Raw genomic sequence first — 13,271 nt, 5'->3', positions numbered from 1 at the left:
ACTCTCACTTTTGCCAGAGGTCTATCATTCTCCTGTCTCCTGCCTTTAAAACTCGATCGTCTCGGCGCGGGAGAGATTATTCGGTAAACCGAAGGCTTTCGGGCCGCCGACTTGTTTTAACGCGTTACGGACAAAGGAATCGTCCACTAGATCCCGCGCGACCTGCCGCGGTTGCAATTTCTGGAGAAAATCGTTATTTCCCTCTACCTGAGTGGTTTTGAGTAAACGCACCAGTTGTTCGGTGTAGGAAGGAAAAGGATAGGGCTGGAAATCGATCCGGTTGATTTTCCAATCCGGGTTCTCGATCGCCCCGTCCTTGCCGTAGAAGGAGCGATCGTAGTAGGTGAGCGCGCGCTCTAACACCGGCAGGGGATGGGGCGTGTATTTACCGCCATCCTTCGAGAGAATCCGCGCCACCTCGGAACGATTGCCCCGCGACCAGAGTTGCGCTTTGACGAGGGCGTTTACCACCTTCTGCGTCCATTGTTTCCGCTGGGTAATATCTTCCTCGTGAACGAACACGACACAACAGGCGTGATTTTTCCACACGTCCCCGGTAAAACGGAAAATCCTTCCCGTTTTCAGATTCTCCGCCGCCGCGTTGAACGGTTCGGCGACGATATAACCGCCGATACTCTTGTTGGCGAGGGCGGAAACCATATCCGGGGGCGGGAGAACGACGAGATTCACCTCGTTTTTGGCGATCGGCGCGTCGTTCGGTTTCCGGACGATTTTCAACCCGTTTCGCGAGAGGAGTTGTTGCAGGACAACATTATGGATCGAGTACCAGAAGGGAACGGCGATCGTCCGGCCGCCCAACTCTTTCGGGTTCTCGATATCCGGGAGGACGGTGAGCGCGGAACCGTTGGTATGGTTCCACGCGACGATCTTGGCGGGAAAATTCCGCCCGTAGCGAATCCAGATCGAGGTGGGCGCGAGAACGTGAATCACGTTCACCTGTCGGGCGAGAAACGCCTCGACGATCTGGGCCCACGATCGGAAAAGCCGCGGGGGTTCGGTCGTCAACCCCTCCGCCTCGTACAGTTTTCGGGAATGGGCTACCAACAGGGGAGCCGCGTCGGTAATCGGTAGATAGCCGATTTTCACCGGTTGGTCGTCCGATCGCGCGATCGCCGGTAGGGGCGTACTATCGGCCGCGATCGCCGCGCCCAGGGAAGTCGTGAACAGTCCCGACAGTTTGAGAAAATCCCGGCGGCTCATACCGCAACATAGACAGTTATCGTGTAGGTTCATAGGCGTTTCCCGTCATCACGCGGGCTAATTCTTGCAAAATTTCCATTCGTAGGTCGCCGAGAACCCGCGATCCCTCGAATCGGGGTTTCGGGATCGGGATCGTCCATTCCCGACGGATGCCTACCGGGTGGCGGGCCATCAGGAGAACTCGATCGCCCACCAGTAAAGCCTCATCGATATCGTGGGTGACGAGGAGAACCGTGCTGTGGTGGAGATCGATCGCCTCCAAGAGGAGTTTCTGCATCTCCAACCGGGTGATCGCGTCGAGGGCGCTAAACGGCTCGTCGAGGAGAAGAAGCGACGGACGGCGGGCGAGGGCGCGGGCGAGCGCGACCCTCTGCGCCATGCCTCCCGATAGTTGGTGGGGATAGGCGCGCTCGAATCCCGCCAATTTCACGCTATAGAGAGCGGTGTGAACCCGTTCCCGCAGTTCCTCGCGCTCGATCGGGGGCATTCGCCGTAATTTCAGACCGAAAGCCACATTTCGCCACACCGTTAACCACGGCAGGAGGGCGGGCGATTGGAAGACGATCGAGATCCGGGGATCGGGCCCGTTCAAGGGTCGCGAGTGTAAGACGATCTCGCCGCGATCGGCACTCTGTAAACCGGCGATCGTCGCGAGTAGGGTCGATTTCCCACAGCCACTCGCCCCGAGCAAACAGACCACCTCGCCCGATCGAACTCGTAGGTTAATGTCCTCGAAGACGGTGAGGGAGTGGCGACGGGTGCTGTAGCGTTTTTCCAGTCCGCGAACGGTTAAAACGGCGGGATCTAAATCGTTAGCCACCTCGATCGATCTCATTCCCCCCTCCCCCGCTCTCTCGGTCTCTCTCGATCGAAAGGAACGACTTTATCGGTGAGAGCCTGACGCTGTAATTCCCGCTCTAGTTGAACGAGGCTAGGGGTTAACACGGGCAGGAAAGCTACCTCCCGCGTGCGGCGAGCGGTCGCGCTATCGCGGAAATACCCGTTCCCTCCCTTGACTTCCGCTTCCAACCAGACCGACCTCACCGCCAATCGGGTGATCGCCACTCTCAACTCGAATAATTCGCGGATTTGTCGGGTATCGAGGTTTTCGGGCCAGCTTAAATCCTCGATGAGATGTTCTAACGTGTCTAGAAAATGACGGGTTTCCGCGTGGCGTTCCGCGGACAGACTCGCCGCTCCCCGTAAACTTTCGCCCGCTTCTTGTAACGCGCGCCTCGCGATTCCCAGGGCCAGACCGCACTGGAGCAGGAGAAAACGAGGGCGAACTTTCGGTAAAAAAACCCCGGCCTCTCTACTGATGATCCAGTAACGGGAGAGTTGTACCCGATCGAGTTCGATCGTGCCGGTTCGGGAAGCCTGTAGTCCGAGTAATTGTAAGTCCTCGCCCCGTTTCAACCCTTTGGCGACGGAGGGAACCGCGACGACGAGAGATTCCCCGTCCGGGGCGCGCGCGGCGACCGCGACGACGAATTCCCCCGAATCGTCGAGATTGGAAGCCCACGGTAGGAAACCGTTCAGCGTGACCGTTTCTCGATCGATCTCCGCTTCTAACCGCAACTCCTCGATCCCGGAAAGGTATTTCATCGCGTTCGAGAGTCCCGTCGCGCCGGCGATCTCTCCGGATAGGACTCGCGGCAGAACTTTCTCCTGTAGCCACGGATTGTCACTCGCGACGAGATATTCGAGAAAAACCCGCTGGCACCAGAAAACGAAACCGCTAGTCAAACAGGATTCCGAAACCGCGGCGATCGCCTCTACCGCGTCGAACAGCGAGCCACCACTTCCGCCGAGATTTTCAGGGATTCCGTACCCTAACCAACCCGAGCGGCCGAGTAGCGCGAGGGAATCCCCGACACTAACACCCGGTGTACCGTCGTTGAGGCGATCGGCCCGTTCTTCCAGAAACGAGCGAATTTCAAAGTTTCGCGCCGGCATAACCGTTCCTCCCCCTTAATGAACCTTGCGAATCGGGGTCAAGCTGTCGATGGGAGCGCCGACCGCCTCTCTAGCCCGTTTAACTCCCGCTTCATCGGGACTGTCGTAGAAACAGAGGCATTTACTGAGGTCTTCACAGACGTAGGTACGCTCGAACGATACCTCGGGAACTTTCGCGTAGAGCGGCGTTTTTTCCGCCTTGCGTTGCAGGTACGCGTCCATCGTTAACCCCGCGGGTAGGTTCCACTGCACGAGGTAATTGGCTTTATCCTTGCGCTCCCGGACGCTGGCAAGGTCTTGCCCGACTAGACGCGCTTCCTTGACGAGATCCGGGGTCAAGCCACCGATTTCTAAGATCTGTTGGACGGAAGGGCGATCGATCGCTTCCAAGATCAGGAATAGCCGCTCTCGATCCTCGCCGATCTGGGCTTCGATCAGTTCCCCGTTCGATTTGAGGGCGAATGTCGCGATCCGTTCTAGGATCTCGCCCACTTCCTCTGTTGTGCGCTCTTTCAGACCGCTTTCTATTAAATACAGAGTCATAGGCATTTCGTAAACTACACTTAATCTATCAGTTTACAGTATTTTTGGAAAGAGGAACGCGTCATTGAGCGGGAAAGGCCATCGATCGGGCGATCGTCCCCGCGCGATCGGGAAAAATCGAGATCGATCGCCCGCGTGAATTTTTATTAAGTAGCGCCCCGAAAATTATAGATTTTTAAAAGAATTTATCGGAAACAAGTTCGCTACAATACGCCATTTTTTCGGCGCGCGCTCTCGATCTGTACTATTTTTCACCCGCTATCGAAACCGTCTTTGCCCGTCGCCTCTTCCTCGAAATATCACGCGATTTAACCATTCTTAACATAATTTACTTAAAATCGATCGGAATTAAGTATAATATTCCGAGAAGTCTGAGTTCTAGAGAAAAACTATGGAAAAAAATCTGAACCGTAACTTAATTCGGGTTCAGGGCGCGGGAGCGTTTATCGATCGGGTTCGGCGACGGGCCGGACAGTTACAAAAGAAATTTTTCGGAAACTTTACCCGGTCTCAACCGATGTCGGGTTTCCTTTATTGGCTACTGATCGGATTGAGTATAAGCTTGGCGATCGCGGCGTGTAGCCCCACCCCGACGAAAGAGACGACCACCGCGCCGAAAGCGGACGTGGAACTGAATTTAGTTTCTTTTTCGGTGACAAAAGCGGCTTACGATCGCATTATTCCGAAATTTGTCGAGAAATGGCGCCAAGAACACGGACAGACGGTAGGCTTTAAACAGAGTTACGGCGCGTCGGCGACGCAGGCGCTTCTGGTGGTCGAGGGACGCGAAGAGGCGGACGTGGTACACCTTTCCCTCGCTCCCGACGTGATGAAAATCGAGGAAGCCGGTCTAATTAACGCGGGCTGGCAGGAAGAATTTCCCGACGAGAGTATCGTCACGAGGTCGGTGGTGGCGATCGTTACCCGCTCCGGCGATCCGAAAGGGATCTCGACCTGGAACGATCTCACCAAGGACGGGATTCAAGTGATCACCCCGAATCCCTTCACCTCCGGCGGTGGCCGCTGGAATTTCCTCGCCCTGTGGAACGCGGCGAAACAATCCGGCGCGGACGAGGCGAAAACCCTGGATTTCCTGACGCGGGTATATAAAAACGCCCCGAGTCTTCCCAGAAGCGCGCGTCAAGCGACCCTAGACTTTTTCCAACAGGGTCGGGGAGATGTTCTACTCACCTACGAGAACGAGGTGATTCTCAAAGAGAGCAAGGGACAGAAACTTTCCTATCGCGTCCCCGATGTGAATTTTTCGATCGATAATCCCGTCGCCGTCGTCGATAAAAACGCGGACGAACATAAAACCCGGGAAGTGGCGGAAGCTTTCGTCCGCTATCTCTACAGTCCGGAAGCGCGGGAGGAATTCGCCAAGATCGGTTATCGGAGCGTTGACCCGAATGTCGGGCCGCGTTATCCCGCGGTTTCTTCCCTCGCGACGGTGAAAGATTACGGGGGCTGGCAGAAGATCCGACGGGAGTTTTTCGATAGCGGCGCGCTAGTATCGCGGATTTTCCGTTCGGTCAGTACAGCGACCTAAAGATAGCGTGGATTCTCCCCCGTCGATCGAGATCGTCTATCCGGTCTCGATCGTTAGATCTCTGGCAAAAGCAAAATCTAGCTAAAAAATGAAGATTTCGAGAATATCTAGCGAAAATATACTTTTTGTACCTTTACGATCTCTTGAATTCTTCTTTCTTCTCCTGACTCCTGACTCCTGTCCCGACGAGAGATTTTTGATTTTCGCGGGAGGTCTGTTATCCCGGCGCGAAAAGTATATAGAGAACATCCCGAGAAAGATAGGATTCGATAAAATCAAGTTTATCTATCGGTTTAGTGTATTTACTAGATCGCGATCCTATCGTCGAGGAAAATTCAACTATGAGCCAAGTTCTACAGGAAGTGCTGTCCGCCAATCAAGAATACGTAACCGATTTCGGGGATAAAGGCGACTTACCCCTGCCTCCCGGTCGTCGTTTCGCTATTCTCACCTGCATGGATGCCCGTCTCGACCCGGCGAAGTACGCGGGGCTGGCGGAAGGAGATGCCCACGTTATCCGCAACGCGGGGGGACGCGCGAGCGATGACGCGATCCGCTCCTTGGTGATCTCCTATAAACTATTGGGAACCCGCGAGTGGTTCGTCATCCACCACACCGACTGCGGGATGCAACTCTTTACCGATCGCGTTATCCGGCAATTGCTGGCCAACAGTTTAGAAACCGCGATTTTCGATGGCGAAGATTGGCGGGATACCGGACGGGGACCCGGATCGACGGAAGCGGAATTCGTCGATTGGTTAACCTTTCAGGATCTGGCGGAAAGCGTGTTCGTGGATGTGAAACGAATTCGCCAACACCCCCTCGTGCCGCCAACAATTCCGATCTACGGATTTATCTACGATGTGAAAACGGGACAATTGATCGAGGTTCCCAAGGCGACGGAAATCGGTCGGGTAGAGACTACCGCCGTGGAAGTGTGAGAATTCCCGATTGATCGGTCTTTTTTACTCTAGAAGGCGATCGCCCGCGATCGCCCTACAGACCGAAACCTCGATACTTGTTAAACCGGTAGAGATTCGATTTGACTCGCGCGAATCTATCCCGCGCCGGTTTGACTTTTTCGAGGTTCTGTCTATCGATGGTTTTTGTCGCTTAAAATTGATACAATGCACTACCCGCCGTGGGCAAAGAATACGCCTGTTGAGCGTAAGCTCGGAGGGAAAGTTTTCGCTCCGCTTCTTCCGCCGTTAGAGTTACCGCGGACGGTTGTAGGATGGGAGGCGCTAATAATTCCCCGGTTTCCCCTAGATCGAAAAACGTTCCCCGAACTTGAGGGGACGCGAGGATCGATACCCCCGGATTCGCGTCGATATTGACAAATCCCCGGAGTTCAAAGTTAAAGTTTTCCGTGGTTCGATCGAATTTTTGTAGTGGGGAAACATCGGGTTGTAGGAGCAATAAGGCCGTACCCGACGGGGGAAGGCTAAAGGTAGCCACGGCCGTAAAATCGTCCTTAATTTTAAAAGTAGTTAAAGGACTGAAATTAGCCAGATTGATAAAGGAAGTGACCGGCCCGAAGTTTTTATCCCCATCCGGTACGATACCCCCTCCGTTAAAATTACTCGGCCCGTCCGTGTCTGGGTTAGAAATAAAAGTTAACGTAACCTCGGCGATCTCGGTAGAAGGGTTAGATAGTAACAGGAAGTAGGCTTGAACCGCCACAGGATTAGGAATTCCGGACGGGGTTACGGTATTCGGAATGATTCGCTGTACGATTAGCTCGAAAGAAGATAGTAAGGCCATACAATATCTATCCTGAAATAAGAAAGGTCGGCGATCGAGGCAACAGTCCCCACGAGAAAATAGCGCTCCATCAAACAGGAATCGCTAGTCTGTTCCTAGCGAAGCGCGCGTCGAGAAAAATTTTACGGAAATCCATCCAACGCTTTGATAAGCGATCGAGATCGAATCAACGCTCCTAGAATCGAGATCGACGCTCTAGGGTTGTCGGGACTATCTTAAATTCTTCTAGCTACAGTGTATCAATATTTTTTTCGATCGCCCGAATTTTCCAGTAGCGCGATATACGAGGATCGAGTACAACTTTCCAGAGAGATTATCCCGCGTTCTCCCGATCGCGAGCGCGTGATTTGAGTTCTTTTTTCTTCGCGGTTAACCACGATAGCCAGGCGTGCGCGGGACGATCGTAAAAAGTGAAAATATCACCGTAGGCGACCATCGCGTTCTGATGGTGTAACCAGTGACGTTCCGGGGTGGTAATATAGAGGCGATCGCAAATTCGCGCGATCGGCACCGGGGTTCCCCAGTTTAAAATCGAAACGTGTCGCCAGATAACGTGTAATTCCCCTAGAATTAAGCCGAGAATCGTTCCCACCGGCGAAATCGTCCAGAACCAAGGCACAAAGATAAAGTAGGGGAGAGCGCCGAGAAATCCATCGAGTAAAACCCAAGGATTTCGGGTTAGCACCGCGTAGTGAAAGAAGTTCCGATTTTTCCCGTGATGTACCTCGGCGTGAAATTTACCGAAAACGTGTTCCGGTACATGGTAGAGAAACGTGGAAATCGAGTCACCGAGGAGTAGGAGAGCCAGAGCGATCGAGAGGGCTTTTAGGATAAGCGTTATCAAAATTGTCTCCTTTCTTCACGCCGATAATGGTCTGCAACTGACTGTACAGAAGTTAAGTAAAATTTTCGTTATGTACGGGTTAATTTTCTGTGAATTTTAAATCGAGCCATCGTCTCTTCTCGGTATAACGAGTTGCAATTATCGAGATTTTTCTAAGGTGAGGCTCGCGGAAAATTTTTTTTATATCTTGTATCGACTTCGGCCACGCGCGACGAATAGCGGGAGACAAGCCGCCATAGTATCCGGAAGCGATCGCTCCAGGAAAAACCGAACGGCAGAATCCCGCTATCGATCGAACGATCTCGGGCGGAGTAAAATCCCGTCACGGGTAGGGATAGAGTTTCGATCGGTAATTTACCCGCCCGATCGCCGATTAAAACGTGAAGGTGGTTCTAACCGTCCCGATGATCGCGTCGGGATTGCTCGCGTCTTGGTTGGGAGCGGTGATCCAGATTACCCCCGGCGTGATCGAGATATTGTTCGTCAACTGGTACTTGTAAAACGCTTCTAGATGGAGCGAGAAATCGTTCGGGCTAGTATCTCCTCGATACGGTTCCGCGCCCACCACGAGACCGCCCAAATTACCCTCTTTTCCCAGATCGGGAAGGCCGAGTCCTAGCCCGTAATACCAGATATCGGCACTACCGGAGCCGCTAGTGGTTCTGGCGTTCGTATAACCGAAGAAGCCGTTAAGGATCGCGTAGGGATTGAACTGGTAGAAACCGGAAGCGCCGTAGGAGTTCGAGGAAACCGGCCCGCTAAAGGGAGCGTTCGCGGGAGCCGTACCGATCTTCGCCCCTCCCGTACCGAAATCGAAGAGAGGGCCGCTCGGTTGATACGCGTGGACGTAGGTGAGCGCGATCCCCGCGTTCGCGCCCGGCGACCACGTGAATTGGAACAGCGTGTTATATTCCCCGTTAAATAAACCTTTTCCGGGGGCGGGATTGCCCGATGAGCCGTCTCCCGCCAGATAGCCCGTACTAAAGGTGAACTGTTTGCCGATATTGTAGTTGAGACCGACACCCGCACCACCGCCGAGGGTATAGATGGGATTGAATTGGGCGAAGATACTCAGCGCTTTCCGGCCGCTCGTCCCGCCGCCGATCACGGGGTTAAGCGTCGGGGCGAAATCCCACCAGCGACCGCTATGGGCGGGAAGATAAACGAACAGATCGCCCACGCGAAACTCGTAAGAGAGCCAGTCAAGGACGATATCGTTCCCGTTGCCAGGCGGGAGGTTAAAGGTTTGGTTTCCCTGGGCGTTATTCGGGAATCCGGGCAGTTGAAATCGGGCCGCGTTACTCGCGGCCAGTCGAACGGTTAGACGGTCTTTTCCGGTGAAGCTAGAGCCGAAAACCAGACGCGCCCGATCCTGAAGTACGGCGACACTTCCCCGCGTCGAACCCTGGAACGCGTCGGTAAGGGCGAAGATCACTTCCCCGGTTAGTTTCGTCGTTGTCGAGAATTGATGGTCTTCCAGAAAGGCGGCGCGCTGTTCGAGATTATCGAGTCTGGCTCCCAAAGCGGCCAGTTCGGCGGCGAATTCCTCCGCTAATCGGTTCAGCGCGTCGATGTCCTCGCGGACGATCGCTACATTCTCTTGAAGCAAACGCTCGATCGTGTTCAGACAGGCGTTCAATCCCGCCGCGAACTCCCATCGCGTCAAGGCCCGATCGCCCCGGAAAGTCCGATCGGGATAGCCGACGATACAGCCGTAACGTTCCACTAATTGTTGTAGCGCTTGATAGGCCCACGCGCTCGGCGATACGTCCCGTAATTGGGAAACGGAAGTGATCTGGGCCATCGGCGGCCGGTTTTCTAAAAAGTTATCCTCGTCAGCTCGCGACGGGTTGGCGGTTACTAGGGCTATCCCGAGAATAGCCGAGCCGAATAGTAATCGAACCTGGAATCGATCGAACATGATCGTAGACTCCTTCACCACAATAAATACAGTAAGTTGATAAATTTACCGTATTATATCGACGATCCTTCTCCGCAAAAGGGGTCGGACGGGCTTTGTCAGGAAGGCTTGGCTTTTCGATCGGACGGGAATTTTTAAACTTGACTTTTCCGATCGAGTTACTGTATTTTAGAGAAATCTCGACGATCTGGCTAGTTGTCGGAAGTTTAGTAGCAGGCACAACAAGACAATGTATCTGTTGCCCGATCGTTTCCTAGTTACCTGGGAAGCGATCGCTATTTCCTGACCGGAAACCAACGGGTTACAAGCCTCTTGAGCGGGAAAAAGTTTTCGAGACCTCGAAGCGCGATTCATTTTTCGCTATCTAAAAGCTTGAAAATTGGTTGGATAGGAGAATAGATCGCTTTCGGAGTCGAATTTTAGACATCTTACGCTTTATTATTCCTCCCGCCTCCCGCCCCCTTTAACTATTCCCGAAAGAGCGTTATGGTTTCTCGAAAAACAGGGCGAAACGCCAAAAATCAATTTAGAATATCGCCGATCGCCCGTTTTTTTTCTTCGGAGCGAGCCATTTCCGCGGGATCGGTTCTGCTGATTTTCGCGCTCTGGTGGATTAGTACGGCGCTCGGTTGGGTGAATCCCCTCTTTCTTCCCTCTCCCGCCGCGGTTTGGTCGGCGTTTCTCGATATCCTGTCCGAGGGCTACAAGGGAAACTCGCTCCTCTATCACCTGTTTCAGAGTATGTACCGACTGATCGCCGCGCTATCGCTGGCGATCGTGACCGCTATCCCGTTAGGAATGTTGTGCGGTTTCTCCAAGCCGATCCGGGCGGCTCTCGACCCGATTATCGAGTTCTATCGACCCCTTCCCCCGCTCGCTTATTACACCTTATTAGTTATCTGGCTAGGTATCGAGAATCCTTCCAAAATCGCCCTTTTATTCCTGGCGGCCTTCGCCCCGCTTTTTCTGGCGGTGGTTTCCGGGGTGGAACGGATCTCGATCGACCGGATCAACGGCGCGCGATCGCTCGGCGCGTCCGGTTGGCGGTTATTTCTCTATGTCATTTTCCCGTCCTGTCTGCCGGAGATCTTCACCGGACTGCGAACGGCGATCGGGGTTTCCTATTCTACTTTGGTCGCGGCCGAAATGGTCGCCGCCGCGTCCGGGATCGGTTGGATGGTACTCGACGCGAGTAAATTTCTCCGGAGCGATGTCATTTTCGTCGGCATCATCCTCATGGGACTGATAGCGATAGCGATCGACTCGGGCATCCGTTGGATAGAGAGAACGCGACTGCCGTGGATCGGTCGCGACGCGTGAGCTTTTTTTTAGTGATTGCGACGAGATATCCGATCGACCTCTCGTACCCTTCGTTTTTGAGAATCTAAAAAGTTCAAAAACCGGAATCGTACAAGATAAATAGAATTTTTCTGGACTTTTTAACGATAATTTCTCCTGACTCCTGACTCCTTAACCACACGACAATTTTTGAATCCCACAAGAGGTCTTATGTCATTGAAACGTAGAGAAATATTATTCGGTCTGTTGGGCGCGAGTTTACCTGTCATTATCTCTAGCTGTGTCAGCGAGAAAACCGGGAGTTCTTCCAATCCATCGCCCACTACCGCGGCCGCGCCCGCGACGACCGGGACGGTTCCGGAAAAAATCCGGATCGGCTATCAGGTAATTCCCAATCCCGAATTACTGGCGAAGGCGTTGGGGTTAACCGAGAAAGCGTTTCCCGATTCCAAGGTAGAATACATCAGCTTCGATTCGGGGCGGGATGTGAACACGGCGATCGCCGCGAAAGGGATCGATTTCGGCGCGTTGGGAACGGTTCCCGCCAGCGTGGGCATCGCCAGCGGATTACCCTATCAGGTGTATTTTATCCTCGACGTGATCGGCGCGGCCGAGGCGTTGATCGCGAAGCCGGGCATCAATTCGATCGCCGATCTTAAGGGCAAAAAAGTCGCCACTCCCTTCGGTTCCACCGCCCACTTTTCCCTAGAATCCCTGCTCGCGCTGGAAAATATCCCGCAGAAAGACCTGAAAATTCTCGATCTGCAACCTCCCGATATCGTCGCCGCCTGGCAGAGGGGAGATATCGACGCGAGTTATGTCTGGCAACCGAATTTGAGTAAACTTCAGAAAGATGGAGGAAAGGTGCTGATCTCCTCGGCCGATCTCGCCAAGAAAGGCATTATCACCGCGGATCTCGGCGCGGTTCGATCGGAATTCGCCGAGCAGTATCCCGATGCGGTTAAAAAATATATCGGCGTGTTGGACGAGGCGGTTAAGGCGTACCGGGACGATCCGGAGAGCGCGACGAAGGCTCTCGCCAAGGAACTGAATATCACGCCGGAGGAAACGGCCGCCGCGGTTAAAGAGTTGATCTGGTTGGATTCGATCGAACAGCGATCGCCGAAGTATCTGGGAACCCCGAACGATCCCGGCGAGTTCGCGAAAATCCTCAAAGATTCGGCAGATTTCGCGGTCAAACAGAAAAAAATCACCAACGCTCCCGATCTAGCCGCCTTCCAGAAAAGCCTCCTCACCAAAGCTCTCTAAATTCTGAAAATCCATGAGTTCCTCTATTCCCTCGAAAACTCTCTCCGATCCTCTGACGCGAGAGGCGATCGTTTGCGAACTGACCGACGTGGGCGTTACCTTCGGAACGGGTAGCGATCGCCACGAAGTCCTACGCGACATCGATCTGAGTTTGTTTTCGGGGGATTTCGTCTGCGTGTTAGGTTCTTCCGGGTGCGGTAAAACCACATTATTACGGGTATTGGCGGGCTATCAACCGCCGACGACGGGAATCGTCACCGTTGCCGGGAAACGCCACACGAAACCCGATCCCGATGTGGGAGTCGTGTTCCAGCGTCCAAACCTGTTCCCGTGGTTATCGATCGCCAAAAATGTCGAGTTCGGGCCGAAAATGAAAGGAGTCAGCGCGCGAGAACGGAAACAACGGGTATCCGCGACCCTGGAGATGGTGGGACTCGCGGACGCGGCGAATCTTCTCCCCTATCAGCTTTCCGGGGGAATGCAACAACGCGTGGCGATAGCCCGTACCCTCGCGGCGGAACCGGCGATTATTTTAATGGACGAACCCTTCGGCGCGCTCGACGCGCTGACCCGTGAATCGATCCAAACCCATCTAAGAGGGATCTGGCAGAAAACGGGGAAAACGATCTTTTTTATCACCCACGACGTGGAAGAGGCGTTATTACTCGCCACCCGTATCGTTATCCTACACGCTCGCCCCGGTCGCGTGGTGAAAGAGATGACTAATCCTTTCGCCTACCGTCCCGACGGGGTAACGCCGGCTTCTTTGCGGTTATCGCGGGAATTCGTGGAGATGCGGGAAAATTTGGTGGATAGTATTCGGAGCGACGAGATCGAGGCGATCGAGCGGATGTAGCCCTTAATTATCGCGAAACTCTCTAAAAATTCTCTACCCAAGGACGTAA

12 protein-coding genes are annotated in these 13,271 nt (G+C 53.7%); 5 read left to right on the top strand and 7 right to left on the bottom strand.

From position 1 onward, the window contains the following. Nucleotides 1-45: 45 nt before the first annotated feature. Genes V0288_RS11545 through V0288_RS11530 form a run of 4 tightly spaced genes read right to left on the bottom strand, consistent with a single transcriptional unit; the run spans nt 46 to nt 3,720 of the window. Nucleotides 46-1,254, bottom strand: coding sequence for an ABC transporter substrate-binding protein (locus V0288_RS11545; RefSeq protein WP_332865248.1), 1,209 nt, complete (start codon nt 1,252-1,254; stop codon nt 46-48). Further along, nucleotides 1,238-2,056 (bottom strand): ABC transporter ATP-binding protein, encoded by an 819-nt coding sequence (locus tag V0288_RS11540; RefSeq protein WP_332865247.1) that lies wholly within the window; start codon nt 2,054-2,056, stop codon nt 1,238-1,240. Before V0288_RS11540 ends, V0288_RS11545 begins: the two co-directional genes overlap by 17 nt. Further along, the gene (locus tag V0288_RS11535) at nt 2,053-3,177 is read right to left on the bottom strand and encodes an acyl-CoA dehydrogenase family protein (protein ID WP_332865246.1); all 1,125 of its coding nucleotides are present in this window, start codon (nt 3,175-3,177) and stop codon (nt 2,053-2,055) included. The genes V0288_RS11540 and V0288_RS11535 overlap by 4 nt, the downstream gene beginning before the upstream one ends. 15 nt (nt 3,178-3,192) lie before the next feature. Next, complete coding sequence (locus V0288_RS11530; RefSeq protein ID WP_332865245.1) at nt 3,193-3,720, bottom strand: DUF4242 domain-containing protein; 528 nt, start codon at nt 3,718-3,720, stop codon at nt 3,193-3,195. 391 nt (nt 3,721-4,111) lie between these two features. On the opposite strand from V0288_RS11530, the gene V0288_RS11525 reads away from it, so the two are divergent. Together V0288_RS11525 and V0288_RS11520 are read left to right on the top strand one after the other, a co-directional pair. Beyond that, entirely contained in the window at nt 4,112-5,269 is a 1,158-nt protein-coding gene (locus tag V0288_RS11525; protein WP_332865244.1) for a sulfate ABC transporter substrate-binding protein, read from the top strand. 341 nt (nt 5,270-5,610) lie between these two features. Further along, on the top strand, nt 5,611-6,210 hold the full coding sequence (locus V0288_RS11520; RefSeq protein ID WP_332865243.1) for a beta-class carbonic anhydrase: 600 nt from the start codon (nt 5,611-5,613) through the stop codon (nt 6,208-6,210). A gap of 172 nt (nt 6,211-6,382) precedes the next feature. Here V0288_RS11520 and V0288_RS11515 read toward each other — a convergent pair whose 3' ends face one another. From V0288_RS11515 to V0288_RS11505, 3 genes are all read right to left on the bottom strand, one after another. Further along, complete coding sequence (locus tag V0288_RS11515) at nt 6,383-7,033, bottom strand: hypothetical protein (RefSeq protein ID WP_332865242.1); 651 nt, start codon at nt 7,031-7,033, stop codon at nt 6,383-6,385. A gap of 313 nt (nt 7,034-7,346) precedes the next feature. After that, complete coding sequence (locus V0288_RS11510) at nt 7,347-7,877, bottom strand: sterol desaturase family protein (protein WP_332865241.1); 531 nt, start codon at nt 7,875-7,877, stop codon at nt 7,347-7,349. A gap of 373 nt (nt 7,878-8,250) precedes the next feature. After that, nucleotides 8,251-9,798 carry an iron uptake porin gene (locus V0288_RS11505; protein ID WP_332865240.1) on the bottom strand — a complete coding sequence of 516 codons (1,548 nt, stop codon included), beginning with the start codon at nt 9,796-9,798 and terminating at the stop codon, nt 8,251-8,253. 486 nt (nt 9,799-10,284) lie between these two features. On the opposite strand from V0288_RS11505, the gene V0288_RS11500 reads away from it, so the two are divergent. The 3 genes from V0288_RS11500 to V0288_RS11490 all read left to right on the top strand — a co-directional run bounded on the left by V0288_RS11500 (nt 10,285) and on the right by V0288_RS11490 (nt 13,222). Continuing rightward, on the top strand, nt 10,285-11,118 hold the full coding sequence (locus tag V0288_RS11500; protein ID WP_332865239.1) for an ABC transporter permease: 834 nt from the start codon (nt 10,285-10,287) through the stop codon (nt 11,116-11,118). A gap of 189 nt (nt 11,119-11,307) precedes the next feature. Next, nucleotides 11,308-12,366: a taurine ABC transporter substrate-binding protein gene (locus tag V0288_RS11495; RefSeq protein ID WP_332865238.1), complete on the top strand. Its 1,059-nt coding sequence runs from the start codon at nt 11,308-11,310 to the stop codon at nt 12,364-12,366. A 13-nt stretch (nt 12,367-12,379) separates the two neighbouring features. Next, on the top strand, nt 12,380-13,222 hold the full coding sequence (locus tag V0288_RS11490; RefSeq protein ID WP_332865237.1) for an ABC transporter ATP-binding protein: 843 nt from the start codon (nt 12,380-12,382) through the stop codon (nt 13,220-13,222). Nucleotides 13,223-13,271 lie beyond the last annotated feature (49 nt).

This window comes from Pannus brasiliensis CCIBt3594, assembly GCF_036688125.1.
Lineage (GTDB): Bacteria > Cyanobacteriota > Cyanobacteriia > Cyanobacteriales > Microcystaceae > Pannus > Pannus brasiliensis.
This window is presented reverse-complemented; position numbering and strand designations above follow the sequence as displayed.

Coding starts and splice junctions, on each gene's coding strand:
- V0288_RS11545 (WP_332865248.1), bottom strand. CDS start 1,254: ATGAACCTACACGATAACTGTCTATGTTGCGGTATGAGCCGCCGGGAT.
- V0288_RS11540 (WP_332865247.1), bottom strand. CDS start 2,056: ATGAGATCGATCGAGGTGGCTAACGATTTAGATCCCGCCGTTTTAACC.
- V0288_RS11535 (WP_332865246.1), bottom strand. CDS start 3,177: ATGCCGGCGCGAAACTTTGAAATTCGCTCGTTTCTGGAAGAACGGGCC.
- V0288_RS11530 (WP_332865245.1), bottom strand. CDS start 3,720: ATGACTCTGTATTTAATAGAAAGCGGTCTGAAAGAGCGCACAACAGAG.
- V0288_RS11525 (WP_332865244.1), top strand. CDS start 4,112: ATGGAAAAAAATCTGAACCGTAACTTAATTCGGGTTCAGGGCGCGGGA.
- V0288_RS11520 (WP_332865243.1), top strand. CDS start 5,611: ATGAGCCAAGTTCTACAGGAAGTGCTGTCCGCCAATCAAGAATACGTA.
- V0288_RS11515 (WP_332865242.1), bottom strand. CDS start 7,033: ATGGCCTTACTATCTTCTTTCGAGCTAATCGTACAGCGAATCATTCCG.
- V0288_RS11505 (WP_332865240.1), bottom strand. CDS start 9,798: ATGTTCGATCGATTCCAGGTTCGATTACTATTCGGCTCGGCTATTCTC.
- V0288_RS11500 (WP_332865239.1), top strand. CDS start 10,285: ATGGTTTCTCGAAAAACAGGGCGAAACGCCAAAAATCAATTTAGAATA.
- V0288_RS11495 (WP_332865238.1), top strand. CDS start 11,308: ATGTCATTGAAACGTAGAGAAATATTATTCGGTCTGTTGGGCGCGAGT.
- V0288_RS11490 (WP_332865237.1), top strand. CDS start 12,380: ATGAGTTCCTCTATTCCCTCGAAAACTCTCTCCGATCCTCTGACGCGA.